Here is a 24,042-nt window from a genome sequence, read left to right on the forward strand (position 1 = left end):
GCGTGCATGTCGGATATCGCTTTGCGGTGGAGGCGTGGGGCCAGGGCTATGCAACCGAACTCGCCAGGTATGCGATCGAGTTCGGTCTCCGCGATTTGTCGCTGGATGAAGTGCTGGCCTTCGTCCGGCCAGCACACACCGCGTCACGCAAGGTACTGGAGAAGGCGGGCATGAAGGTATGCGGCACACTCGACGACGTCCCTGACGCAGCGCCGAGCGTTCTCTACACCATCTCGGCAATCAGCTTGCCTGCCGCGCATAAGGTCTGAACACGGCACGATCTGCCAGCCACACCGCGATCATCGTCGCTCCCATCAACGGGAAGATCACGGCGAGTAGCACCATGCCGACCTTCCAGCCACGCATCGGCGGCGCCACACGTTCTCGCGACGGTGCGCCGACCGATTTCGCGGGTCGACGTTTCCACCACATCACGAAACCGGTCACGGCAAGCGTTGCGAGCCCGAGCGAGATCGCCGCGCAGATGATCTGATTGGCGAGCCCGAAATAGCGGCCCATGTGCAGCGCCGTGCCGTAGGACACGGCTTTCGACACAGCGCCATAGTCTGTATAGCGGATGTCCTTCATCACCGCACCGCTGTACTGGTCGATGTAGATGGTTCGCTCCGCTTCAGGGTCCGCCGGAAAATACGACACCGTATAGACGCCGTCAGTCGATGCAGGCAACGCGATCTCGTAACCCCCGTCGATTCCTTCGTGACGCATCATGTCGACGACCCGGTCGACGGTGATGCGCGCCCCGCTCTCGCCCGCCGGCGCGCTCGGCACTTTTACGGCACCCACCGCCCAGGGAACGTTGGCAAGCGGCATTTCGTCCATCGTCATGCCGGGCATCGACTCCATGTCGCTCATGTGATGATGGCCCGTCGTCTGAGTCGGCTCCTGTGCGGCCGGTGCTTGCTGCCTCGGCACGTTCGAACGCAACGGCAGCCCACCCCACGATCCCTCAGGCGCGCCCATATTCGCGCTGGTCGCAAGCGACTTGAAGCCCTGTCCCCACGATCCGGTCCACGGCAACCCCGTGAGCACAAACGCCACTGCGCCAATGGCCAGCCATATCCCGATCGACGCATGCAGGCTCTTCCAGAACGGCCGCCCCTTCAGCGCGAAATCCGGCACGAACGCGCGGCTCATGCGCGCCGCGCCTTGCGGCCACCACAGCGCGATACCCGTGCCGATCATCACCAGCGTCCAACATGCGACCAGCTCCATCAGCAATTCGCCGAACTTGCCGAGCAGGAGCTTGCGATGCAGCATGCGCGTGACCTGCATGAAGCGATCGTCGACGCTTAGCGTGCCGAGCACTACGCCGCTGTACGGATTGACGAACACGCTTTGGCTGCCTTCTTTGGGCACTCGGAATACAAACTCCGCACTGCGATTCGGCTCGTCGGGCAGGCGCACGCCAGACGGTTTCGATCCGGCCGGCAACGCGGCTTGCGCGCGTGCAAGGAGCGCCTCCTGACTCAACTTCGACGTCGCCTCCGGTTGCACGACCATGCGATGCGGATACAGCAGCGGCTCGATCTGCGGCTGAAAGCAATACAAGGTGCCCGTGATCGCGAGCACGACAAGGAACGGCATCACGAAAAGACCCGCGTAGAAGTGCCACCGCCAAAGCGTGCGGTAGCCATTGCCGGTTCGCGGTGCGGCCGCGGTGTTGTCCTTGAAGGTAGTGGACATGCATCCTCCGATTACGTGTTGCTACTGCATGCCGGCCCGTCGTATAGGACAGGCCGGTGCGTCATTTGAAAATGCGTTCGGTCAGAGCGTGATCCTCAGGCCGCCATAGACGCTGAATGGCTGGCCGTACTGCGGAGGCGTGGTCGTGCCTTGCGCGCCGGTGTCGTAGTACAAATGACCGCCCAGGTTCTGAATCAGCCCATAGACTTGAACCGTCTTGTTGATCTGGTACGACGCGCCCAGATCGATGATGGCCGCTCCGCCGTTTCTGACCGTATGCGCCGTGTTGTACCAATAGCCCGTCCACGCCTTGACTTGCGCGGTCAGCGCGAGCGCGGGGATCGCTTCCCAGCTCGCTCCGCCCGTCCATACCCAGTGCGGCACCTGCCCGAGCTGGTTATGTGTGGGCGACGTCGACGGCGTATTGGATTCGGTCAAATACGCCTCGGTGTAGGTCAGCCCGCTGTTGAGCGTGAGCGTCGGCGTGACCTTCACATCGCCGAACAACTCCGCCCCCATGATGGTCGCCTTGCCGACGTTCTGATACTGCCGCACCGACGTGATGCTGGAGAGTCCTGTCCCCGCGAGAATGCCCGCGCAACTCGCCGCTGTCGAACACAGCGTCGGGTAGTCGATGTAGTTGCTCACGCGGTTGTGGAATGCGGTGAACGATACGTTGTAGAGGCTCTTCTTCAGATCGAAACCGATCTCCTCGCCCACATTCGTCTCCGGCACCAGATTCGGATTGGTCGAGTTATACGTCCCTCCCGATACATACGCGCGGTACATCTGATTCATTCCCGGCGCGGAGAAATCGCGATAGACCGCCGCGCGCACGTCCAGCCCGTTGTCGAAGTAATACTTCGCGCCCAGCCGCGGATTGAAGGTGAATTTGCTTGCATCGTTGAGCTGCTGATTCAGACTGCCGGCCAGCGACTGCCCGGCGATCGACGCGTTGTTCGCCCGCCAGTAATCGCCCCGCAGCCCAAGCGTGATGTCCAGCGGAATCGACTGCGGCCGGTACGTGCCCTGAGAGAACACACCGAAGAACTGATGCTGCCCGTGCACCGTGAAGGTGGACGTGTTGGTGCCGGCCACGTTGTACAGATTGTTCTGGTCGTCGACACCGAGATAGCGATAGTCCACACCGACCTTCAGATCGTGGATCGGGCCAATGTCCTTCTGCCAGTACACGGAGCCGCCCGCGGTCTTGTACGGCGCGCTTTCGATCTGCGACACGTACGAGTAACCGAGCGTCGGCGTCGAAAGCGAGTAGCCGCCAGTCTGGCTGGCGTTCTGGGTGAAATAATTCGTGCGATCCACCCACGCGTAGGCGTTCAGGCTGCTGCCGTCGTCGAGCTTGCGGGTGGCGCCTGCGCGCAGTCCGTAGCGCTCCCACGTGTTCTTTGCGTTGGCGTAGACCAGGCCGTCTTCGTGCTTGTCGTGCTCGTAGACCTGCAGGTAGTACTTCGATGCCGCATCCGGCGTCAGATAGAACGACAGCGCGACATTGTTCGCAAAGCCCGACGTCGCGACGTTCGACGCATTGCGATATTGCTCCGGCGTGAGGTTATAGCCGTCCGTGTGATACGTGTTCGCGGTCAACCCGACGGTCAGCACCGGTGTGGACAGCAGCGTAATGGCGGCATCCGCCGTGCGCGTGTTGTAGCTGCCGTAGGACACGTCGAGCGTTTTCTCGCCCGGTTGCGGCTCCTTGGTGATGATGTCGATGACCCCGCCCATCGCCAGGTTGCCCCACAGGCTCGTCGCGCCACCGCCGCGAATCACCTCGATCTGGTCGACACGGCCCTTTGGCACGATCGACCAATCCACTGTGCGGAAATAGCCGTCGTTGATCGGCACGCCGTCGACAAGCACGAGCGTTTTGGTGCCGAACGCATTGCCGAAACCGCGAATGCCGACGATCGACGAAGTCGGATGCAGCGCGAAGGTCGACACCTGTGGCGTGTAGACGCCCGGAATCTTGTTGACGATCTGATCGACCGTGGTCTGCGGCGCCTGCTGAACCTGCTTGCGCGACAACGCGGTCGTGCTGAGATCCATGTCGTCAAGGCTCGTGCCCTTGCTGGCTGAGACGGTCACACTCGGCAATGTGGACGTAGCATTCGTTCTGCTGCCAGACGCGGGTTCATCTGCGGCATAGGCTGTATGCATGGCGGCAATCGATGTGGACATCGCGATCAATGCGGCGCGCGCGTTCGAATACGGCACGCGGCGTCGTAACTCGCGTGCGCGCATGCCGACGCCACCCGCACCATGCGGGCGTGGTCTGAGTTTCATGACTGTTTCGTTCGTAGATGGATAAGCGCGTCCGGACTCGCGTGCGGACGCCGATCAGGGCTTATCAGGCGAACACAGGAGGCGCGCGCGTGGGCGGCCTGATATGAAGAAGGAGCGCACGCACCGCGGTGACACGCGGCCGACGCCACGATTCACGCAGCTGCAGGGGCGCGAACAGGAAGAAAAAGACGACGATGCTGGCGAGCGCGGTGGCAAGTGCCGCGCTAAAGGCGCACAGATCGCTGGAATGACTCATGGCGCCCGCTTGGTCATGTTCGGCGTGATGCACCGTCACGTCTACGTGATCCACTGGCATCGCCATATTTGACATGCCTGACATATCCATGCCGGGCACCGCCTGCATGGACCCATCCATTGAATCTGAGGCGGACATCTGCAGCGTGTCGTCGTGAGTCATCTCCTTGACGACCATCACGCCATGACCCGAGCACAGCATCAAGAAACCACCCATCGCGTCATGATCCGGATCGATCATGACGGCGCTGGAAAGCAAGGCCCGCGCGAGAAGCACGCCAAATACCATTGCCAGCAAAGCGTGCCGCATTGCGCCGCCTCGCCGGATGAGGTGGCGAAGGGCAGTCATAGCGCGGCATTCTACAGCGATTGCGTCATCAAATCAGCGAGAAGGCGCGCCAAGGCATTCCTTACGAACAGCCTGCAAACGGTCAAACATGCAGATGGTCGTGATGACCTGTTGACGCGCCATGACTGTGCTCGGTCCGTTCGACAATCACAGGAATGGTGTGCAAGTTGGCGTACCGCACGCCACGCTGGCTGGACAAGCTATCGGCAAACGCCCGCAGGTCGGTTGCCCGCCCGCGCAGCACCGAGGATTCCAGCACGCTCTCGTGGTCAAGATGAACGCGCAGGCTCGCCACCGCAAGGTCGTGACGATCGTGGTGAGCCTGGGTCACGCGCCGGGCGAGATCCCGGGTCGCGTGATCGTAGACATAGGTGAGCGTCGCAACGCACGGTTGCTCCGGCGCTTGCTCCCTCTCACGTGAAGCACTCTCACGGACGATATCGCGGAAAGCCTCCGAGCGACTCGTATAGCCGCGTGCCTCCATCAGGGCGTCGACAACGTCGAGCAGGTCGTCGTCAATGGTGATCGAAATGCGTTGCATGCTTGCCTCACGACAATGGGTATGGACCGACTACGAACGGAGCATAGTCCGGCCGTCACGCTACCCATCGTAACTTGACAAAACGCGTATGATCTTTTTTGATAAAGGTAATATTCGCTCTGATCGCGCGCACGGCACTGCGTGGATAGCAACCATCATCGGGGTAGCGGATATGCATGTGGACCAAACACTCGTCAGTCAGGAGAACTCGAACGTTCGGGGCAGAGTGATCGGGCTATATGCGCTTCTCGCGGTCTTCAACATCGGCGCGTGGATCTGGGCGTACGTCGCTTTCCGCGGTTATCCGCTTCTCATGGGCACCAGTCTGCTCGCCTATACGCTGGGCCTTCGCCACGCGGTTGACGCCGACCACATCGCTGCAATCGACAACGTCACACGCAAGTTGATGCAGGCGGGCAGGCGTCCCGTCACCGTCGGCCTGTTCTTCTCGCTTGGACATTCGACCATCGTCGTACTCGCCTCAGTCGGTATTGCGGCGACCGCACTTGCGCTGCAAAGTCGGATGGATGGATTCAAGGAGATTGGCGGACTGATCGGCACGCTGGTATCGACGTTTTTCCTGTTTGCCATCGCGCTGATGAACCTCATCATTCTGCGTTCCGTGATCAACGCCTTTCGACGTGTGCGCCGTGGCGAACCGTATTCGGACGAGAACCTGGATTTGCTCCTTGCTAACCGCGGATTGCTCGCGCGAATTTTTCGTCCCGTGTTTCGGCTCGTCACGAAGAGTTGGCACATGTATCCGCTCGGATTTCTGTTCGGCTTGGGATTCGATACTGCAACTGAGATCGGCTTGCTTGGCATCTCAGCGGCTGGCGCATCACAAGGTTTGCCGATTTGGTCGATTCTGGTCTTCCCTGCCCTGTTCACTGCAGGCATGACGCTGATCGATACGACCGACAGCATTCTCATGCTTGGCGCTTACGGTTGGGCGTTTGTCAGACCGGTGCGCAAGCTCTACTACAACATCACGATCACGCTCATTTCCGTCGTCGTAGCGCTTGCCGTCGGGAGTATCGAGGGCCTCGGCCTAATCGCAGACAAGCTGCATCTAAGTGGTGCCTTCTGGAATTGGGTCGGCGAACTCAATGAGAATTTCGGCTTAATCGGTTATGCGGTCATTGGCATATTCGTGGTGAGCTGGATCGTGTCCGCGGTCATTTACCATATCAAGGATTACGACGAACTCGATGTTCGATCCGATCCTGCTTAAGCCCAGCCGGCGGTCTAGCCGGCGTGTATCCCTCGCCGTCCGCTTTAAACCGTCTTATTCTTTCAGGCCCGCGAGGACCTCATGGTGCCTGCCTTGACCGTAGATCGACGTCTAGCCGTGTTCAACCTCGCCGGGAAGACAGCAAGCTTTTGATTTGCAACCCTATCAATATAGGGGCGGAAGACGCAGCACTATCAGGGCTAGAGCGTCCCGACCTGGAAATTGCATCGAAATCAAAAACACCCTTAGCTCCCGCTGGACGACCCCGCCGCCAGCTTGCCACTTGTTTGAACCCGACATCTGTAAATAGCCAGAACAGGACATTGGGATATAGCCGCTACAACAAGAAAAGTTGATCGTGAGCGCTGGTGCCGTGCTCGGTCTGGTCGTGGCGATCGGCATGCGGCTCGAATCGAGCGGACAGTTCGAGGCGCCGAAGTGGGCCATTCTCTGGCATTGGGGCACCGCGAAATTCCTCTTCGACCGACTCGTCTCGACCCTCCAGGCGGCGCTGTGCTCGGCGCTCGCTGCATTCGTACTGGCCATACCGCTCGCGCCCGGCAGGTTGTCCTCGCGCGGATGGGTGCGCGCACTGTCGGGCACGTATGTCGAATTGTTCCGCGCGGTGCCGTTGTTGTTGCTGATCCTGTTCATGGTGATCGAACTGCCCGCGCCGGGTTTCGACTGGCCTGCCCTCGGCTTTTTCGCCGTGGCCATGGCGCTGCATCACGCGGCGCTCACCGCGGACGTGGTGCGCGCAGGCATTCTCTCGCTGCCGCGCGGACAACGCGAAGCGGCGCTGGCGCTGGGCATGCGTCCGTGGCAGGCGATGCTGCACGTCGTGCTGCCGCAGGCGCTGCGCAACATGCTGCCGGCGCTGATCAGCTCGTTGCTGGCCGTCGTGCAGGACACATCGCTCGGCTATGTGATTCCTTACGACGAACTGCTGCATAGGTCACAGGACATATCGAGCTATGCGCCCGAGTCGCTGCTGCAGGCGGCGTTCATCGTGACCGTGATGTATGGATGCGTCAGCGCCGCGCTCCTGTTCCTGAAGCGATGGGTCGTACGCCGCCAGATCCACGGAGCCGTACGCAAGGGGACATCCACCGCCTTGCGGGAACCGGTGCTCGAAGGCGGCGATGTGGTCACCGCTGCGGACTCCAGCAAGGCGTGAGGAGATGCGCCCCAGCGCCCCGTGGTATGTTTGGTTCCTGGCGAACAAGCTGGCTGGACATCGCCGATGTCTGTTATTCCAGGGGCTCAACATGGCAGCAGGTAACGAGACGACCGATATTGGCGACAGCCAGAGTATTCAGGCCCTTCAAGCACTTGCTGGGGTACTGGAACGTGCGCTCGACGAGGCGACGAGCGTGGTGCTGATTCGGCATGTGCCGGAGGTGTGCACTGTCTATCTCGGTGACCCGTCCGGGCCGCGAGAACAGCTTCGCCGAGTGGGGAAAGTGTCCCGCGAGATCGCGGATGAAATGTTGAAGCTGACATCATCCGGGCCAAATCGCGTTCAGATCGGCGATCAGCTTTATCGCTTTGTTCGGACCTTTACGCAAGTCGAAGGGACCGCTGCCGTGGTTCTTTCGATTTGAGCGTGTCACACTTTTAACGGATCGAACTTGCCCCTGAAAGCGAAGCACGCTTTCAAAACAGGGCGTTCTGAGGAAAGCGCCGTTACCTCACCTGTTCGAGACATTGCGTCTCGTCCGGGCTATCGGTTGCGGTTCTGAAGAAGTCGATGCAACAGTCGACAAAGTTTCTCAGCCGTGCAGGCAACAGTTCGCGATGCGGATAGAACAGACATACTTCGACGCTGCCGCTCGAACCCGTGCTTCCCGGCAGCAGCTGCACGAGATGCCTCGCAAGGATGTCTTCACGGACCATCGTATCGGGCAGAATGGCAATGCCGATTCCGGACATTGCTGCCGCGCGTAGCAGCACCTCGTCGCCTTCCATCGAGGATATCGGGGCTATCGCCACCTTGCTTCCCTCCTCGTCCAGTTCAACCACACCGGGCCGTTTTCCTCTTGCGCCGTGTTGAACCAGCAGGAAATGTCCGGCGAGATCCGCCGCACACTGGGGCAAGCCATATTCGGCAACATAGGCCGGTGAAGCGACCAGGATCGACATCGACCTCAATAACGTGCGTCGGATCACCGTCGATTGCTCGACCAGATGCGACGGCAGCATCGCGAGATCGAAGCGGCCGCCGTAGAGATTGACCGGCCCCTCCTCCACGGCAATCGCGAGCCTGATGTGCGGTGCGATGCGCCGATAATGACGCAACAGCCGCGCGAATTCGCCGCTCATCAGCGTCGGATGAATCACCAGTCGAAGGCTGCCGCCATCGAACTCCCGCTCTTGCGAGATGCGCCGGTTGGCCTCATCGAGCTCTTCGAGCAGACGGCTGCACGTGACGAAGTACGGCCGTGCGGCGTCGGTCAGGAAGACGGAGCGCGTCGTTCTCAGCAAGACTCTCGTCTGCATGCACGTTTCGAGCTTCGCAATCGCCTTCGATATCGAGCCCGTGCTGACATTCAACGATTCGGCGGCCTTGCTGAAACTCTGGAACCGCGCGGCCGCCACGAATGCCCTCAACATGTAAAGCTGATCCATCTCGCACCTCACGATTCACTCTGAAAGAAGACTAGGTGCAAAGCGCCGGCGGCTCCAGCGTCCGTTGAGGTGCCGGGCACATGCTTGCGTATATCCACGTCATACCAGCGGATAGTTCTGCTTGCGCATTCCGGATGACACGCATATTCGCCACGGCGGGAAAGCTGTTTTTACCGCCGCGCGTTTGAACAGCAGCGCATCGGCCGATACTCTTTAGACACCCACTTGTCCTGTCCGCTCCGGGGTGTGACATGAAGAGACTCGCTCTAGTCGTGATATCCGGCATCGTAGCGGCGTCGGCCCAGGCGCAGTCTTCTGTCGTGTTGTATGGATTGATCGATGCAGGGCTTTCCTATGCGAACAACGTCGCCAAGGGCGGCTCGCAAGGCGGGCTGTTTCAGACGACCAGCGGCCAGATCAACGGCAGCCGTTTCGGCGTGCGCGGCACGGAAGATCTGGGTGGAGGACTGCACGTCATCTTCGTCCTGGAGAACGGCTTCAATCTTCAGAATGGCAAGCTCGGACAAGACAACCGTTTCTTCGGCCGGCAAGCCTTCGTGGGCCTCGATGCGAAGCGCCTCGGCACCGTGACCGTGGGCCGGCAATATGACTTTCTGACTGACTTCGTCGAGCCGTTGACAGGTGTTGCTACGACGTTCGGTGACGCAAGCTTCGCTCACCCGTTCGACAACGACAATCTCGACCACTCGATCCGCATGAACAATGCCATCAAGTACACGAGCGATGATTACTTCGGCTTGAAACTCGGCGGACTCTATGCGTTCTCGAACAGTCCGTCCTTCGCGAACAATCGTGCCTACAGCGTCGGCGGGACTTATACGCACGGCTCGTTCAATGCCGCCGCCGCGTATCTGCAGGAAAACGGCTCGAACTCGACGACGAACGCCTCGGGTGCAATCGATTCAATTGAGACCCAGTCCAATGGCACCGCCGGATTCCAGCTTGGAGCCGATGTTCAGCGCACCGTCGCGGCCGCACTCAATTACGCCTTCGGCAGCGCGACAGTGGGATTTGCTTACTCGCACAGTCAATTTCAGGGTACGCGGTCATTCGGCTCGAACAACGGCACGCTCAGATTCGACAACTACGAACTCAACGCGAAGTATGCGTTCACGCATGTGCTGGTCTTCGGCCTGTCCTACACCTACACGGACGGACATGTGACGCAGAGCACCAGCTATGGCGCGGATCCGAAATGGAATCAGGTCAACCTGCAGGCAGTGTATTCCTTGTCGAAGCGTACCGATGTCTACATGGAAAGCATGTTCCAGCACGCAATCGGACACGGCTATGTCGCGTTCGTCAATAACTCCGGCGGCGCGTCCTCGACATCGAATCAGGTGGTCGTGGCCATCGGCATGCGCGCGCGGTTCTAGGCGCACGCAGGACAGACAGGAGGAAGCAATGAGCGAAGCGAGCGATTCGAAGTCATCCACGGTGCGGGAGCTGGGCCATTTCATCGACGGTCGACGGGTCGCCGGCACCAGCGGGTCGTTTTCCGACGTATTCGATCCCGCGCAAGGGCGCGTATCCGCGCGCGTGCCGGTCGCGACGCCGGACGAAGTTGCCGCCGCCGTGAGCGCGGCACAAGCCGCATTCCCGGCCTGGAGTGAAACGCCACCGCTGCTTCGCGCGCGCCTGATGTTCAAGTTCAAGGCGCTGCTCGAGACGCACGCCGACGAAGTCGCGGAGCTCATTACCCGCGATCACGGCAAGCTGTTCGACGATGCCAGGGGTGAAGTGTCGCGAGGTCTGGAGATCGTGGAATTCGCCTGCGGCATTCCCGACCTGCTCAAGACCGACTTCACCGATCAGACCGGCGTGGGCATCGACGCATGGAATCTGCGTCAGCCGCTCGGCGTTGCGGTGGGCGTCACGCCGTTCAATTTTCCGGTGGTCGTGCCGTGCTGGATGTTCGTGATGGCAACGGCCACGGGCAATACCTTCATCCTCAAGCCCTCCGAGCGCACGCCATCGGCGTCCATACGGCTCGCCGAACTGTTCTTCGAGGCGGGCTTCCCGAAAGGCGTCTTCAACGTCGTGCATGGAAGCAGGGAGGTCGTCGACGCGCTGATGGCCCACCCCGACGTGAAGGCAGTGTCGGCTGTCGCCTCGACGCCCGTGGCCGAGTACATCTATACGGAAAGCGCAAGGCACGCCAGGCGCGTGCAGGCGCTCGGCAGCGCGAAGAATCACCTGGTCGTGATGCCCGATGCCAATCTCGACCAGACGATCGATGCCTTGATCAACTCGTCGTATGGCTCGGCAGGCGAACGCTGCATGGCGACATCGGTGGCCGTGGCGGTCGGCGCTATCGGCGATGAACTGGTCGAGCGCCTCATTCCGCGCGTGCGCTCACTCAGGATCGGCGGCGGCATGGAGCCCGATCTGGACATGGGTCCGCTCATCAGCGCCGCTCATCGCAGCAAGGTCACACGTTATATCGAAGCCGGCGTCGCGGCGGGCGCCAGGCTGCTGGTCGATGGCCGTGGACACACCGTGCGCGGCCACGAGGAAGGATTCTTTCTCGGCGGTTCGCTCTTCGATGACGTGACGCCCGACATGAGCATCTATCGCGAAGAGATTTTCGGGCCGGTGCTGTCGGTCGTGCGCGTACCCGATCTCGCCAGCGCCATCGCGCTCGTCAACGCGCACGAACTGGGCAATTGCGTATCCCTCTACACCTCGGACGGCGCCGCTGCGCGCGCCTTCTCTCGCCAGATCCAGGTGGGCATGGTGGGCATCAATGTTCCCAGCCCGGTGCCGTCGGCGTGGCATTCGTTCGGCGGCTGGAAGCGCTCGCTGTTTGGCGATCATCACACCCACGGAGAAGAAGCCGTGCGCTTCTACACGAACTACAAGAGCGTCATCCAGCGCTGGCCGGATAACGCCGGCAGAGACCGTTGAGCTGCGCCGCGCGCTCACAGATACTCGACATTCCCATCGACGCTGATTGCCTGTCCCGTGATATTGCGGGCCGCCGGCGATGCAAGAAAAAGCGCCATCGCGGAGACATCGTCGACCGTGACCATGCGCCGCAGCGAGATCTTCTTCAGATACTCGTCACGCATCGCCGTCTCGCTCACACCGAGCGATTCGGCGCGTGCCGCGATCACGCGATCCATCCGCTCGCCCTCCACCACGCCCGGCAGAATGGCGTTGACCCGGATGTCGCTGGGCCCCAGTTCGACGGCCAGGGATCGCGTAAGTCCAACCAGCGCCCACTTCATGGCGGCATACGGCGTGCGAAATGCGTAGCCGAGCCTTCCTGCAACGGACGACATCGTAATGATGCCCGCACGCTGCGAAGTCGCTTTCATCAGCGGCACGGCCTTGCGCAGGAAGTTGAACTGCCCGTTCAGGTTCGTCGTGACGGTTTGCTCCCATTGCTGCGCGTCGATTTCTTCGATGGCTCCGGTCGGCCCTGCAATGCCGGCGTTGTTGATCAGCAGATCCAGTCCGCCCAGCGCGCGTTCGGCCAGGGCCGTGACCTGCCCGACCTGAGCCGCATCGCTGACATCCGCAACGCAGCCGTACAACGAAGCGCTCGCCGAGGTGAAGCGCTCGACGGCGGCCGCATCGACATCGCAGATCACGACTTGCGCGTCCACATCAACAAAGGCGCGGGCCATCGCCGCGCCGATGCCCGAGGCCGCGCCGGTGATCAACACCCGCAGACCCGGCTGCGGCTTCAACAGTTCGAAAGGTTTCATGGCAAGGAGAAAGTTCTAGAGCGTCATGCCGCCGGACACTTCGATGACGGCGCCATTGATGTAGCTGGCCTCGTCGCTCGCCAGGAAGGCGTAGACGTTCGCGACCTCGTCAGCTGTCCCGAGCCGGGCCAGGGGAACCTGCTCGCGCATCTTGTGCAGCACGTCTTCGGGAATCGTCGACAGGATGGCCGTGTCGATAAAGCCGGGCGCGACCGCGTTCACACGAATGCCCTTCGGACCCAGTTCACGGCTCCATGTCTTCGTGAATCCGATCACGCCGAATTTCGATGCGGCGTAGTTGGTCTGCCCGAAGTTGCCATGGATGCCCACGACCGAACTCGCGTTCAGGATTACGCCCGAACCGCGCGCGACCATCCCGTGTGAAACCGCCTGACTCAGGTGGAAGACTCCGCGCAGATTGACGTCGATGACAGCGTCGAACTGGTCGAGCGTCATCTTCTGGAGACGTGCATCGCGCGTGATGCCTGCGTTGTTTACCAGCACGTCGATCCGGCCGAAGCGATCGAGCACGCTCGCGATCACTTCGTCCACGCCGTGCCGGTCGGTAGTATCGAGGCAGTACGCCGCCGTCTGCGCGCCTGCGTTCGTACATGCTTCGGTGATCGCGTTGAGCGAGGATGGGTTGATATCGCACGCGACGACCACCGCGCCTTCGCGCGCGAACTTGAGCGCTGTGGCGGCGCCGATGCCCTGCCCCGCGCCCGTGATCAACGCAACCTTGTCTTGTAGTCTCATGTTTTTTCTCTGGCGTCAGTGGTTCAGGAATGCACGCCGGCAGCGCTGGCGTTGCCAGGCGGCGGCGACGCTTCGGCTTCGCGGCGAATGGCCCGGGCGAACACCGGCACCAGCAGCAGGCCGAGCAAGGATGCCACCAGGATGATGTAAAAGCCGGAGTCGCTGCGTCCGGTGACCGTCTCAGTCAGTCCGAACAGATACGGTCCGACGAAACCGCCGATCAGCCCGATCGTATTGATGAATGCGAGCCCAGCCGCCGCCTGAATGCCGTGCAACCGCTTCATCGCAATCGACCAGTACGAGGGCAGCACGCCGCCGGCAAAGAACGCGGTGACCGCAAGCAGCACCATGCGCGCCGCGGGGCTCGATGTAGCGATGAACGCGCACGCACCTGCAATGAGTCCGACCGTGAGCATGCCCAGAAACGCGCAGTCATTGCCGTAGCGCCGATGAATCCGCGGCAGCACGAGCACACCCAGCAGGAAGCCGAGACCCACACTCGCGGACAGCACGCCGACGAGCAATGGCGTCTTCACATGCATCTGCTGGATCATCGAGGGCGCGAAGAAATACAGACCGACGAACGCGACCTGATTGAGGAAGTAGATCAGTCCCATCAGCACCGTCGTGGGACGCTTCAATGCGGCCATCCAGTCGGATGAGGTCAGTTCGGGATGAGCGTGCGCATCGGCGGCGGCGCGCGCTTCAAGCACGCGGGCTTCATCGACGGACAGCCAGCGCGCATCGCGCGGACGTTCCGGCATCTTGAAGAACAGCAGGATACCCACGAGCACGCTCGGAATGCCTTCGATCATGAACATCCATTGCCAGCCATGCAGGCCGCCAAGGCCGTTCATCTGCATGAGCGCGCCGCCGAGCGGGCTGCCGAGCATCAGCGCAAGCGCCGGCGCGATATAGATCCAGCCTACTACGACGGGCTTGTCGTTCGGCGCGAACCACAACGTGACCATGTACATCAGCGCCGGGAACAGTCCGGCTTCGGCGATGCCCAGCAACACGCGCAGCACGTAGAACGACCACTCGCCCTGCACGAACATCATCGCGGTGGAGAGAATGCCCCATGTCACCGCGATGCGCGCAATCCATCGACGCGGCCCGACCCGGTGCGCCGCGAGATTGCTCGGCACTTCCAGCAGCGCATAGCCGATGAAGAAGATGCCCGAGCCCAGTCCGTATGCGGCCGCGCTGATGCCGACATCGATGGCAAGTTGCGCCTTCGCGAGCGCCACGTTCGTGCGATCCAGGAACGACATGAAGTAGATCGCACACATGAGGGGAATCAGCCGCTGCATCGCCTTGTGCGTGGCGACGCGATGCAGCTTGTCGAGATCGTCGATGAGGTTCATGGTGTCTCCAGGATGGGTCTGCGCCCTGTCTTTGAATATCGAAAGTCTTACGGTGCAACCGTGTCGCGTCCTTTCAGGCCGAGCATGGCGCGCGCATCGTCCGGTGTGGCGATCTCGAACGACAGCTCTTCGAGGATGCGGCGGATCTTGCGCACTTGCTGCGCATTCGATTCGGCCTTGACGCCTTTCGCGATGTAGACGCTATCCTCCAGCCCGACGCGGACGTTGCCGCCGAGAATGGCGCTCATCGTGACGAGCGGCATCTGATGACGGCCCGCGCCGAGCACCGAGAAGTGATAGTTCTCGCGTCCGAACAGGCGGTCGGCCGTGGAACGCATCACAGTCATGTTCTCGGGATCCGCACCCATGCCGCCCAGAATGCCGAACACCGACTGAATGAAGAACGGCGGCTTGATCAAGCCCTGATCGACGAAATGCGCGAGATTGTAGAGGTGGCCGAGGTCGTAGCACTCGAACTCGAAGCGCGTCCCTCGCCCGCCCAGTTCGAGCAGGATGTGGCGGATGTCCTTGAAGGTGTTGCGGAAGATCCCGTCCTCCATGCCTTCGACATAAGCCTTCTCCCAGTCGTAGCGCCATGACGACACCTTCGCTGCGAGCGGATGGATCGAGAAGTTCATCGATCCCATATTGAGCGAACACATCTCCGGCGCGGCGAGCAAGGGATAAGCGAGCCGTTCCTCGAGCGTCATGCGGGTGCTGCCGCCGGTCGTGATGTTGATGACCGCGTCCGTCGCTTCCGCAATCGCGGGCACGAACTGGCGGAAGATGTCAGGACTGGGCGTCGGGCGGCCATCGTGCGGATCACGCGCATGAAGATGGATGATCGCGGCGCCTGCCGCGGCGGCCTCGATCGCCTGATCGCGGATCTGGGCGGGGGTGATCGGCAGATGCTCCGACATAGTCGGCACATGCGTCGCGCCGGTCACAGCGCAAGAAATAATGACCTTGCGGGCGGAATCGCTCATCGGTGTGTCCTTGTCTCCGTTTTTTGGGTCGGCCGCTCGCACGGAGTGGCGCCTTGTGACCGGAATGTTATTGAGATAGCATGCCCGGGGAAAGGTCTTTTTCGGACACCCGGACGTCATCAGAGGACATTGGAAAACACCAGGCAAGCATGGCTACCATCCGACCGCCGTTGAACGAACGCATGTTCGCGCCTTACAAGATCGCCGCGCTGGTCGAGGTGCTCGAGGAGCAAGGGATTGCGCCCGAAGACAGCCTGAACGGCTCGGGCGTCACCGTGGGTGAACTCCAGGACGCATCGGTGCTGACTTCGGTCGGCCAGTACGCCACCGTCTGCCGCAATGCGGTCCTGCTCGGCTGCGAACCGGCGACGCCGTTCAAGGTGGGCCGCAAGCTGCACTTGTCGGCCTACGGCATGTATGGCTATGCGCTCATGTCGTGTCTGTCGTTGCGGGACTATTTCAAGCTGGGCGTGAAGTATCACAGCCTGGCCACGCCCACGGTTGCGATCGAATGGACCGAGTATCCGGATCGCATGGTGTGGACGTTTCCCGACGCGTTCGTTTCGAGTCCGTCGCGCGAGTTGCGCGAATTCATCATCGAGCAGCAATACACCCAGCACGTGACACATCTTCAGGACGTGGCGGGCGGACTCTGCCCGCCGGTGAGAGCATGTTTCTCGTACGCCGCGCCCTTGCACGCGGACATCTACCCCGAGTATCTCGGATGCGAATGTCTCTTTGGACAGGACCAGTGCGAGCTGATTTACGACAGCGCTATCCTCGGCCGCAAGCCGCAACTGGCTCATCCGCTGACGACGGCCATGCTCCAGGAGACCTGCGACCGCTTGATAGGACAGGCGAAGACATCGAGCGGCATCTCGGGCGAGGTGTATCAGAGCCTGATGTCCACGCCCGGAAGCTTTCCGGACATGGAAGCCGTCGCGAAGTCGATGCATCTGACTTCACGCACGCTCAGGCGGCGGCTGAATGACGAAGGCACGACGTTTCAGGCTATCGTCGATGATGTCAAACGCTCGCTTGCGCTGGAGTATCTCAGGACGACCAAGATGAGTACGGAAGATATCGCGATGCTGCTCGGCTTCAGCGACGCGGCGAATTTTCGCCGGGCGCTGAAGCGGTGGACTGGGAAGGGAGTTGAGGATTTGCGTGATTGATTCACGATGGTTTTTGCTGTCGCAGTAGAGTAGCCATGTCCCTGGACAACGATGACGGAGTGCTTCCGGCGAGATCGAAGCCATTACTCCTGCGCGGCGGCGCTGACCGAAATGACGCTCGCCTGATCCCCCGCGAGCAGCAACTGCGGAACCTGCGAAAAGCTCCACGGTCCCGTGCCGTTGGTTCGGTCGAGGACCCACACCAGATCGAAGCGGTCGCCCGGCCAGCTCAATGGACAGACGCCGTCGCGACCAAGAATCGCCGCTGCGATGGCGGGAATGTAGTGGCCGCGCATGCGCATCGTAAGTTGCGACGCGGCCGTTGATCGCAGCAAGCTTCTCGTTCGAACTGGTTCAACGTGGGCGTTTGCCGCGGCCGCCCACGGGTTTGTCCGCTGGCTTGCGGGACGCCGCAGACGGCTTGCCGGTTGGTTTGCCGGCCGGTTTGCTCCGCGGCTTTGCTACGCTGAACGGGTTCGGGCCCGACAGGCTGGTGTCTTCACCCCCAGCCGCTGCTTGCCACACCTTGGGCTTTTTCGGCTTCTTCGGTTTCTTGATGATCTGGCCCGTCGCACTGGTTTCCGGTACGCGGTGATCGGCTTCGAAACCCGGCACCTCTTCGCGACGCAACGTTTGCCCGATCAATGCTTCGATCGCGGCCAGCTGCGGCGCTTCATCGGCGCAGACGAGGGACACGGCCACGCCGCTCGATCCCGCCCGCCCGGTACGGCCAATACGATGAACATAGTCTTGCGGCTTGATCGGCAGATCGACGTTGATCACAAGCGGCAATGCATCGATGTCCAGCCCGCGCGCGGCGACGTCGGTGGCAACCAGCATCTGTACCTCGCCCGTCTTGAACCGCTCCAGCGCACGCAAACGCGCGGGCTGCGGCTTGTCGCCGTGGATGGTGTCCACCGCATAACCGGCTTCGTCCAGCATGACCGACAGATAGTCCGCGCCGTTGCGGGTCTTGACGAACACCAGCGCGTGCGTCCACTTCTTCTCGGCTACGAGGTGCATGAAGAGATCGGGCTTGTTCCGCTTATCGACCGGCACCACCCATTGCCTGATCTTGCTTGCAGTGACATTGGGCGGGCTGACGCTGATATCGACCGGGCTGCGCAGAAGACTCGCCGCCATGGCGCGGATCTCGTCGGTGAAGGTGGCGGAGAACAAGAGGGTCTGCCGCGCGGCAGGCAAGGCGGCGCAGACCGCGTCGAGTTCGCGCGCGAAACCCAGGTCGAGCATGCGATCGGCTTCGTCGAGCACGAGCGTTTCCACCTGATCGAACTGCACCGCGTTCTGACGATGGAGATCCAGCAGACGGCCGGGCGTGGCGACGAGCACATCCACGCCCTTGCGCAACTTCATCATCTGCGGGTTGATGCTGACACCGCCGTAAGCCGCGAGGAAGCGTAGATCGAGCCCTGCGCCGTAATCAGTGAAGCTTTGCAGCACTTGCTCAGCCAGCTCACGCGTGGGCACCAGCACCAGCACGCGCGCACGGTTGCTCGACACCCTTGGGCCTTGTTGCACCAGCCGTTGCAGCAGCGGCAGAGCAAATCCCGCCGTCTTGCCTGTCCCGGTCTGGGCCGAAGCCATGACGTCACGGCCATCGAGCACGGCCGGAATCGCCTTGAGCTGGATTGGCGTGGGTGTCTGGTAGTTGAGACGCTGCGCGTTTTTCAGCAGCGGGTCGATCAGACCAAGCGAGGCGAACGACATGAACGGAATCCGGGCGAAAGCCGCCATTTTAACGGCTGCACCCGCCAGGATTGAACCGCCGTCCGGGCGACCGTGCGCGATGTGGGCATGCGCCCGGAGCCCGTCAAGCCTTCTCGCCCGCGGCCCTGGATCTGAACCGGTCACGATACTCCGCGGGATTGATTTGCAAGCGGCGCAGGAACGTGCGGCGAAATCCGTCGGTATCGTCAAAGCCGCAGCGGCGGGCAATCTCACGCGGCGGTAGTTCGGTCGCCTCGAGATAGCGCCGCGCGGCGTCGATTCGCGCATTGGCGAGGAAGGTCATGGGCGTGATGCCGCAGTCCTTCGAAAAGATCCGCGACAGGTTGCGGGCACTCATATGCACGCGCTCGGCGAGCGAGGTCACCGAATGACCGACATGCAGGTTATCGAGCATGTATTGCTGCACCGCGACCGTTTGCGATCCCGGCGACGCCTGCGTTTCCAGCAGCGGACTGAATTGCGACTGGCCGCCCGCGCGCCGGAGATAGACGATCAGGCACTTGGCGACATCGAGCGCCAGCTGCCGCACGAAGTCGTCCTCGATCATCGCGAGCGACAGGTCGATGCCCGCCGTCACGCCCGCCGTCGTATAGATGCTGCCATCGCGGACGAAGATATGATCTGGCTCGATGCGGGCCTTCGGAAACATGCTGGCCAGACGAGGCACGTCCATCCAGTGCGTCGTCACCAGCTTGTTGTCGAGCAATCCCGCCGATCCCAGCGCAAACAGGCCGTTGCAGATCGCGGACACGCGACGGCACTGCCGATGCTGGTTCTCTTCCGGCGAAAGCCACTTCGCTTCCTTCGGCTTGTTCCTTCGGCTGAAGAGACTGGAAGAGGCACTGGGCGTCGCCCTTTTCGTGCGTCAGGCACGGGGCGTGTCCTTGACCGCGGCCGGCAATGTGATGCTCGAACCCGTGCGGCACTGTGTGGCGCGGCACGAGCAGATGCATGCGGATCTCTCGCCCTACGCGCTCGGATTGACGACGCACCTGACCTTCTTCGCCAACAACGTCGTCAATTTCCATCTGCCGGACGACCTCGCCCGCTTCTTCGCTGCACGTCCGTCCGTGCGCATCACCCTGGAAGAGCGGCTCGGCACCGACATCATCGTGGCGGTCCTGCAGGGTCGCGCTGACCTGGGTGTGGTGGCGGTCGACTCGGACCATCCCGATCTCGAGTTCCCGCCCTATCGCGAAGACCGCTTCGTCGTGGTGGCGCCGTCAGAAAGCCGGCTGGCGCGGCGTGGCGCGGTGCGCTTCACCGAGTGCTTCGGCGAGCCGTGGATATGCCAGCAAAATGGCTCGGCGCTTCACACCTATCTCATGAGTCAGGCCGCTGCGCTGGGCGGCGGCCTCGACGTACGGGTGCAAGTCGCAAGTTTCGATGCGGTGCTGCGACTGGTTGCGTCGGGCGCCGGCATCAGCATCGTTCCGGGATCCGCGATCGGCAAACGGAAACCGGGGAACGTCACCGTCGTGGAACTGAAGGAGCCCTGGGCGGCCCGTCATCATCGGGTCTGCTTTCGCAAAGGCGCACTCGTCGGGAACAGGCACCGCGTCGATCTCGTGGAGACGCTTTGCGGGCCTCGAGGCGTGGCTCGGGTCGCGGCAGGAAGGTGAATCAAGTACGCTCGTCGCCTCAGTTTTTCTCACCCACGGCATCGAGAATCAGATCTGCGACTTCCTTCGGATGCGATATCAGCACGATGTGGCTCGCCTTGATCTCGACGGTGTGCGCGTGCATGCGCCTGGCCATGAAGCGCTCGAGATCGGAATTGATGGTGCGGTCTTCGGTGGACACCACGTACCATGTCGGCTTGTCGCGCCATGCGGCGACGGTCGTTCTCGCCGATGTGATTGCCCGCCCCATGGGCTGCTGAACGGCAAAGTAGGCCTTCGCTTCCGGCTTGGGGAGATCTCCCGCGAAGTCGTCGATGAACGCCTGCTCTGACAAACTGCCATAGCCGTCAACCGACCACTGCAATCCTGCCGACGCAGGCGCGGCCGGGAATGTCTTCGTGAGAGCCGTGTAGTCCTCGCCGGCATCGGGTGCGCGCGCGGCGACGTAGACGAGCCCGCATACCTTGGGATCGTCGCCCGCCTGGCTGATCACCATGCCGCCGTACGAATGAGCGACCAGCAGCGTCGGACCGTCCTGCTGGGCCAGGACGCGCTTGACGGCGGCAACGTCCGCATCCAGCGAGGTGGTCGGGTTTTGTACGGCAGTGACGTGCAGTCCTTTGGCTTGCAAGAGCGGAATGACCTTCATCCAGCTCGAACCGTCTGCGAAAAGCCCGTGCACCAACACCACGTTCCTGACCGAAGCACACGCTGAAGCCTGGCCGGTTTGCGCGAAAGCAGGACTCGCAGTGAACAGCGCGATACACGTCATGGCGGCGACCGCACGTGCTTTCAACTTCATAGGGATGCTCCTCTTGATAAGACTGACAGTCAGGGCGACGTCATGCTGCGATTCGTTGCCTGGAATGCATGCACGATCGCATCCGACTCCTGCGCCGGGTATCGGTCAAATGACCGACCCGGTCAGTGGTCGGAAGCGCGGTCGTGCGCCGCGCCTGAATCGTCGATACACGCTCCTTGTCGACGATCCAGGTAACCGCCCGGATCTTCCGCCGGCGCCTGACCACGACCGCTGACGGCAATGCTGTAGTGGACCATCGCACTGGCCAACACGCCCAGTGAGCCGATCGTTTCCAGGATGTCTCCGAGCATGGCTCTCTCCCTGAAGTGCGCTTAGACGCCTGCCTGCTGATGCCGCCACTCTTGCGTCCGTCCGCCGAACCCATAAGCAGTAGCGCGAGCGTCGATCAGATAAACGTACGAGACTTCATGGACAGCCGCGCGCAAGCCGCGCATCGCTTCGTGCACCTGGCGGATGAACTCCGCCTTTTCCGCCTTGGTATTCGTCTCGTCGGTGATGCTCACCTCGACGAAATACGATGCCGCCGACAGTTCAGCCAGGCTCTTCCCACCCACCAGCCAATCCTCATCGGCGATGTAGTCAAGCGTCACGGCCATGTCGGAAGGCTTCTTGCCGAGAATGTCCGCGGTCAACTGGCTGACCGCTTCCGCTGCTCGCCGGCCCAGCGCGCGGTCACGGGATCCCGAAAGTTGAATCGTGATGTGAGGCATGGTTCGCTCCTGTGTGTGATTGGATGTGTTCATGGTGCGCGTCATCGACGCTCCCGAAAAGCGGGAAGATGAGCTAACATCCATCGGGAAATCCGGGGGATGAAAATGCACGCATTCGACGTCGAACAGCTGAAGTCGTTTATTGCCGCGGTGGACGCGCGGAGCATCACGGCGGCTGCGCCGGCGCGCAGCCTGTCGCAATCGGCCTTGAGCGAGCAACTGGCCAAGCTGGAGGCCCGGGCCGGCCAGACGCTGCTGCTGCGCGCCAAGAGCGGCGTCACGCCTACTGCGGCAGGCGTTCAGCTGCTGCGCCATGCAAGGAGGATCGTTGGCTTGTCGGAGGCCGCGTGGCGCGACATGCATGAGATTCCCGAGGACATTGAAGTCGGAATCGGTGTGACGGGGTACTTCCGCAGCGCGGATCTCGGACAACTGCTCGCGCGAGCCGTGACGGACTGTCCGCGGATCCGGCTGCGCAGCCTGGTCGGCATGACTTCCGACATTCAGTCCGCGTACGAGCGCGGCGAAATCGATCTTGCGTTGCTGATGAGCCTGACCGGCGCGAAGTCGCGCCGCTCGAACGACAGCACGGAGCTCGGTGTCGAGCCGCTGCAATGGGTGACGGCCGCAGGCCGCCCGGATTTGCCTCGCGGGCGCCCCGTGCCACTCGTCCTTCTGCCCGAGTTCTGTTCCCTGCATCGGCTGGCGGTGGACAGCCTGCAGAAAAAAGGCATTCCTTTCTACGTGAGTCATATCGCGTCCGGCGTCGAGGGCCTCACCGCCGCCCTGGAAGCCGGGCTCGGCGTGGGTTGTCTTAACGCCTCCGCGGCCGCGCGGCCCGGACTTCGGACGTTGTCGAAACCTGCTCTTCCGTCCCTTCCGAAGGCCCGCTTCTTCCTCAGGTCACGGCGCGAGGAGCGTTTCGATGAGAAGTCGGAATTGCAGGAATTGGCAGCGGTCGTGACCAGGCACTTTACGGAACGCGCGTAGGCCGAATCGGTTGCCGGGATAAAAGCGCGATCGCCAGTTAGCCCAACAAAATCCAAAACGCAATAAGGGTTCTGGCCGCTTGCACAGTCCTTTTTTACGTCCAACACTCTGGCATCAATCCGGCTCGCCAGATAGCTGTCCGATATACCGGACACATTAGCGCTTCGACATCAAGGTCGCCAACGCGCGGCCAAGCCGGGAGCGGTTCCTCAGACCACCCCCTCGACCAGGATCTGAACATGAAGCTCGCCACCAAAGGCACCAAGGGCACCACGAGCACGAAGGCCGTCTTACTGCTCGCCGCAACCGCCGCGAGCGGACTCCTCGCCCTCTCCGCCTGCACGAAAGTGGCGACGCCCGAGCAGGGTTCATCCGCGGCGGCCCCCGCATCGACGCTACAAGCCGTGCTTCAGCGCGGCACGCTGCGCGTCGGCGACTGCCTCACGTTCGCGCCGTTCGGCTTCTACGACAAGGACGGCAATCCGGATGGCTATGACGTCGACCTCGCCAAGGAACTCGCGAAGCAGATGGGCGTGAAGCTCGAAGTCGTGAACACGACCAGCGCGAACCGTATCCCGAACCTGCAGACCGCCAAGGTCGATGTCGTGTTCTGCAACTTCACGCGCAACCTCGAACGCGCGAAGGTCGTCGAATTCACCTCGCCCTACGTGGTGGCCAGCGAAGCGATGCTCGTGAAGAAGCGCAGCGGCATCCAGTCGGCGAAGGACATGAGCGGGCGCACCATCGCCACGGTCAAGGGCTCGACCAACGGCGACGAAGTCCGCTCGATGGGCATCCCCGTCAAGATCCAGGAATACGACAGTTCGCAGGCGGCCATTCTCGCCGTCAAGCAAGGCCAGGCCGATGCCATGATCGAGGACAACAACTTCCTCGCGTATCAGGCAAAGCTCGATCCGGAACTGGCCGTGACCAACGAAGCACTTGTGCCGCTCGAATACAACGCGTTCGGCGTGAAGGCAGGCGACCAGGCGTGGCTCAACTACCTGAACCTGTTCCTGTTCAACATCAATGCATCGAAGCTGAATGCGCAGTTGTACAAGAAGTGGTTCGGCGTGGATCCGAAATATCCGCTCAATCCGCAGTTCTGACGCGGAGGC

At 61.8% G+C, this 24,042-nt stretch carries 25 protein-coding genes; 10 read left to right on the forward strand and 15 right to left on the reverse strand.

The genetic code is table 11. From position 1 onward, the window contains the following. Positions 1–2: 2 nt before the first annotated feature. Positions 3–269: a GNAT family N-acetyltransferase gene (locus tag QCE64_RS35285; protein ID WP_309927876.1), complete on the forward strand. Its 267-nt coding sequence runs from the start codon at positions 3–5 to the stop codon at positions 267–269. On the opposite strand, the gene QCE64_RS35290 is transcribed toward QCE64_RS35285, so the two are convergent. The 4 genes from QCE64_RS35290 to nikR form a co-directional block, all read right to left on the reverse strand. Beyond that, positions 241–1,704, reverse strand: coding sequence for a PepSY domain-containing protein (locus tag QCE64_RS35290; protein WP_310008885.1), 1,464 nt, complete (start codon positions 1,702–1,704; stop codon positions 241–243). The genes QCE64_RS35285 and QCE64_RS35290 overlap by 29 nt on opposite strands. 81 nt (positions 1,705–1,785) lie before the next feature. Beyond that, positions 1,786–4,005, reverse strand: coding sequence for a TonB-dependent receptor (locus QCE64_RS35295; RefSeq protein WP_310008887.1), 2,220 nt, complete (start codon positions 4,003–4,005; stop codon positions 1,786–1,788). Positions 4,006–4,069: 64 nt separating this feature from the next. After that, positions 4,070–4,570 carry a hypothetical protein gene (locus tag QCE64_RS35300; protein WP_310008889.1) on the reverse strand — a complete coding sequence of 167 codons (501 nt, stop codon included), beginning with the start codon at positions 4,568–4,570 and terminating at the stop codon, positions 4,070–4,072. Positions 4,571–4,691: 121 nt separating this feature from the next. Beyond that, positions 4,692–5,150 carry a nickel-responsive transcriptional regulator NikR gene (gene nikR / locus QCE64_RS35305; RefSeq protein WP_309927869.1) on the reverse strand — a complete coding sequence of 153 codons (459 nt, stop codon included), beginning with the start codon at positions 5,148–5,150 and terminating at the stop codon, positions 4,692–4,694. A gap of 172 nt (positions 5,151–5,322) precedes the next feature. On the opposite strand from nikR, the gene QCE64_RS35310 reads away from it, so the two are divergent. The 3 genes from QCE64_RS35310 (at position 5,323) to QCE64_RS35320 (ending at position 7,988) form a co-directional block, all read left to right on the forward strand. After that, positions 5,323–6,384 (forward strand): HoxN/HupN/NixA family nickel/cobalt transporter, encoded by a 1,062-nt coding sequence (locus QCE64_RS35310; RefSeq protein ID WP_310008910.1) that lies wholly within the window; start codon positions 5,323–5,325, stop codon positions 6,382–6,384. Between the two features lie 358 nt (positions 6,385–6,742). Then, positions 6,743–7,561: an amino acid ABC transporter permease gene (locus QCE64_RS35315; protein WP_310008891.1), complete on the forward strand. Its 819-nt coding sequence runs from the start codon at positions 6,743–6,745 to the stop codon at positions 7,559–7,561. Between the two features lie 91 nt (positions 7,562–7,652). Next, complete coding sequence (locus tag QCE64_RS35320; protein WP_309927866.1) at positions 7,653–7,988, forward strand: hypothetical protein; 336 nt, start codon at positions 7,653–7,655, stop codon at positions 7,986–7,988. Between the two features lie 82 nt (positions 7,989–8,070). Here the strand turns inward: QCE64_RS35320 and QCE64_RS35325 are convergent, their stop codons facing one another. After that, on the reverse strand, positions 8,071–8,997 hold the full coding sequence (locus tag QCE64_RS35325) for a LysR family transcriptional regulator (protein WP_309936023.1): 927 nt from the start codon (positions 8,995–8,997) through the stop codon (positions 8,071–8,073). 266 nt (positions 8,998–9,263) lie between these two features. Between QCE64_RS35325 and QCE64_RS35330 the strand changes: the two genes are divergently transcribed. Then, complete coding sequence (locus QCE64_RS35330; protein WP_309927862.1) at positions 9,264–10,409, forward strand: porin; 1,146 nt, start codon at positions 9,264–9,266, stop codon at positions 10,407–10,409. Positions 10,410–10,437: 28 nt separating this feature from the next. After that, positions 10,438–11,940, forward strand: coding sequence for a CoA-acylating methylmalonate-semialdehyde dehydrogenase (locus QCE64_RS35335; RefSeq protein WP_310008893.1), 1,503 nt, complete (start codon positions 10,438–10,440; stop codon positions 11,938–11,940). A 14-nt stretch (positions 11,941–11,954) separates the two neighbouring features. Here the strand turns inward: QCE64_RS35335 and QCE64_RS35340 are convergent, their stop codons facing one another. Genes QCE64_RS35340 through QCE64_RS35355 form a run of 4 tightly spaced genes read right to left on the reverse strand, consistent with a single transcriptional unit; the run spans position 11,955 to position 15,855 of the window. Next, positions 11,955–12,746: an SDR family oxidoreductase gene (locus QCE64_RS35340; RefSeq protein WP_310008895.1), complete on the reverse strand. Its 792-nt coding sequence runs from the start codon at positions 12,744–12,746 to the stop codon at positions 11,955–11,957. 15 nt (positions 12,747–12,761) lie between these two features. Then, entirely contained in the window at positions 12,762–13,502 is a 741-nt protein-coding gene (locus QCE64_RS35345) for a beta-ketoacyl-ACP reductase (protein WP_309927856.1), read from the reverse strand. Between the two features lie 23 nt (positions 13,503–13,525). Continuing rightward, positions 13,526–14,869 (reverse strand): MFS transporter, encoded by a 1,344-nt coding sequence (locus QCE64_RS35350; protein ID WP_309927854.1) that lies wholly within the window; start codon positions 14,867–14,869, stop codon positions 13,526–13,528. A gap of 47 nt (positions 14,870–14,916) precedes the next feature. Further along, entirely contained in the window at positions 14,917–15,855 is a 939-nt protein-coding gene (locus tag QCE64_RS35355) for a 3-keto-5-aminohexanoate cleavage protein (protein ID WP_310008897.1), read from the reverse strand. A 149-nt stretch (positions 15,856–16,004) separates the two neighbouring features. Between QCE64_RS35355 and QCE64_RS35360 the strand changes: the two genes are divergently transcribed. Beyond that, a complete protein-coding gene (locus QCE64_RS35360; RefSeq protein ID WP_309927852.1) occupies positions 16,005–17,030 on the forward strand; it encodes an AraC family transcriptional regulator in 1,026 nt (341 codons plus the stop codon). Between the two features lie 83 nt (positions 17,031–17,113). On the opposite strand, the gene QCE64_RS35365 is transcribed toward QCE64_RS35360, so the two are convergent. The 3 genes from QCE64_RS35365 to QCE64_RS35375 form a co-directional block, all read right to left on the reverse strand. Further along, complete coding sequence (locus QCE64_RS35365; protein WP_309936028.1) at positions 17,114–17,365, reverse strand: hypothetical protein; 252 nt, start codon at positions 17,363–17,365, stop codon at positions 17,114–17,116. A 19-nt stretch (positions 17,366–17,384) separates the two neighbouring features. Further along, positions 17,385–18,758 (reverse strand): DEAD/DEAH box helicase, encoded by a 1,374-nt coding sequence (locus tag QCE64_RS35370; protein WP_310008899.1) that lies wholly within the window; start codon positions 18,756–18,758, stop codon positions 17,385–17,387. 103 nt (positions 18,759–18,861) lie between these two features. Beyond that, a complete protein-coding gene (locus QCE64_RS35375) occupies positions 18,862–19,530 on the reverse strand; it encodes a helix-turn-helix domain-containing protein (RefSeq protein ID WP_309927847.1) in 669 nt (222 codons plus the stop codon). Here QCE64_RS35375 and QCE64_RS35380 point away from each other — a divergent pair. Next, a complete protein-coding gene (locus tag QCE64_RS35380) occupies positions 19,514–20,401 on the forward strand; it encodes a LysR family transcriptional regulator (protein WP_310008901.1) in 888 nt (295 codons plus the stop codon). The two genes, QCE64_RS35375 and QCE64_RS35380, sit on opposite strands and share 17 nt — an antisense overlap. A 19-nt stretch (positions 20,402–20,420) precedes the next feature. On the opposite strand, the gene QCE64_RS35385 is transcribed toward QCE64_RS35380, so the two are convergent. The 3 genes from QCE64_RS35385 to QCE64_RS35395 form a co-directional block, all read right to left on the reverse strand. Beyond that, on the reverse strand, positions 20,421–21,203 hold the full coding sequence (locus QCE64_RS35385; RefSeq protein ID WP_310008903.1) for an alpha/beta hydrolase: 783 nt from the start codon (positions 21,201–21,203) through the stop codon (positions 20,421–20,423). Positions 21,204–21,325: 122 nt separating this feature from the next. Then, positions 21,326–21,514, reverse strand: coding sequence for a hypothetical protein (locus tag QCE64_RS35390; protein WP_309927840.1), 189 nt, complete (start codon positions 21,512–21,514; stop codon positions 21,326–21,328). Positions 21,515–21,535: 21 nt separating this feature from the next. Then, positions 21,536–21,934 carry a 4-oxalocrotonate tautomerase family protein gene (locus QCE64_RS35395; RefSeq protein WP_310008912.1) on the reverse strand — a complete coding sequence of 133 codons (399 nt, stop codon included), beginning with the start codon at positions 21,932–21,934 and terminating at the stop codon, positions 21,536–21,538. 99 nt (positions 21,935–22,033) lie between these two features. On the opposite strand from QCE64_RS35395, the gene QCE64_RS35400 reads away from it, so the two are divergent. Continuing rightward, a complete protein-coding gene (locus QCE64_RS35400; protein WP_310008904.1) occupies positions 22,034–22,924 on the forward strand; it encodes a LysR family transcriptional regulator in 891 nt (296 codons plus the stop codon). A 239-nt stretch (positions 22,925–23,163) separates the two neighbouring features. Further along, entirely contained in the window at positions 23,164–24,033 is an 870-nt protein-coding gene (locus tag QCE64_RS35405; RefSeq protein ID WP_310008906.1) for a transporter substrate-binding domain-containing protein, read from the forward strand. The last annotated feature ends 9 nt before the right edge of the window (positions 24,034–24,042 follow it).

This window comes from Caballeronia sp. LZ043, from assembly GCF_031451075.1.
Lineage (GTDB): Bacteria > Pseudomonadota > Gammaproteobacteria > Burkholderiales > Burkholderiaceae > Caballeronia.

What these genes read in the sequence shown, in the direction of transcription:
- QCE64_RS35290 (WP_310008885.1), bottom strand. Translation starts at nt 1,704, where the DNA reads ATGTCCACTACCTTCAAGGACAACACCGCGGCCGCACCGCGAACCGGC.
- QCE64_RS35295 (WP_310008887.1), bottom strand. Translation starts at nt 4,005, where the DNA reads ATGAAACTCAGACCACGCCCGCATGGTGCGGGTGGCGTCGGCATGCGC.
- QCE64_RS35300 (WP_310008889.1), bottom strand. Translation starts at nt 4,570, where the DNA reads ATGCGGCACGCTTTGCTGGCAATGGTATTTGGCGTGCTTCTCGCGCGG.
- nikR (WP_309927869.1), bottom strand. Translation starts at nt 5,150, where the DNA reads ATGCAACGCATTTCGATCACCATTGACGACGACCTGCTCGACGTTGTC.
- QCE64_RS35310 (WP_310008910.1), top strand. Translation starts at nt 5,323, where the DNA reads ATGCATGTGGACCAAACACTCGTCAGTCAGGAGAACTCGAACGTTCGG.
- QCE64_RS35320 (WP_309927866.1), top strand. Translation starts at nt 7,653, where the DNA reads ATGGCAGCAGGTAACGAGACGACCGATATTGGCGACAGCCAGAGTATT.
- QCE64_RS35325 (WP_309936023.1), bottom strand. Translation starts at nt 8,997, where the DNA reads ATGTTGAGGGCATTCGTGGCGGCCGCGCGGTTCCAGAGTTTCAGCAAG.
- QCE64_RS35330 (WP_309927862.1), top strand. Translation starts at nt 9,264, where the DNA reads ATGAAGAGACTCGCTCTAGTCGTGATATCCGGCATCGTAGCGGCGTCG.
- QCE64_RS35335 (WP_310008893.1), top strand. Translation starts at nt 10,438, where the DNA reads ATGAGCGAAGCGAGCGATTCGAAGTCATCCACGGTGCGGGAGCTGGGC.
- QCE64_RS35340 (WP_310008895.1), bottom strand. Translation starts at nt 12,746, where the DNA reads ATGAAACCTTTCGAACTGTTGAAGCCGCAGCCGGGTCTGCGGGTGTTG.
- QCE64_RS35345 (WP_309927856.1), bottom strand. Translation starts at nt 13,502, where the DNA reads ATGAGACTACAAGACAAGGTTGCGTTGATCACGGGCGCGGGGCAGGGC.
- QCE64_RS35350 (WP_309927854.1), bottom strand. Translation starts at nt 14,869, where the DNA reads ATGAACCTCATCGACGATCTCGACAAGCTGCATCGCGTCGCCACGCAC.
- QCE64_RS35355 (WP_310008897.1), bottom strand. Translation starts at nt 15,855, where the DNA reads ATGAGCGATTCCGCCCGCAAGGTCATTATTTCTTGCGCTGTGACCGGC.
- QCE64_RS35360 (WP_309927852.1), top strand. Translation starts at nt 16,005, where the DNA reads ATGGCTACCATCCGACCGCCGTTGAACGAACGCATGTTCGCGCCTTAC.
- QCE64_RS35370 (WP_310008899.1), bottom strand. Translation starts at nt 18,758, where the DNA reads ATGTCGTTCGCCTCGCTTGGTCTGATCGACCCGCTGCTGAAAAACGCG.
- QCE64_RS35385 (WP_310008903.1), bottom strand. Translation starts at nt 21,203, where the DNA reads ATGAAGTTGAAAGCACGTGCGGTCGCCGCCATGACGTGTATCGCGCTG.
- QCE64_RS35390 (WP_309927840.1), bottom strand. Translation starts at nt 21,514, where the DNA reads ATGCTCGGAGACATCCTGGAAACGATCGGCTCACTGGGCGTGTTGGCC.
- QCE64_RS35395 (WP_310008912.1), bottom strand. Translation starts at nt 21,934, where the DNA reads ATGCCTCACATCACGATTCAACTTTCGGGATCCCGTGACCGCGCGCTG.
- QCE64_RS35400 (WP_310008904.1), top strand. Translation starts at nt 22,034, where the DNA reads ATGAAAATGCACGCATTCGACGTCGAACAGCTGAAGTCGTTTATTGCC.
- QCE64_RS35405 (WP_310008906.1), top strand. Translation starts at nt 23,164, where the DNA reads ATGAAGCTCGCCACCAAAGGCACCAAGGGCACCACGAGCACGAAGGCC.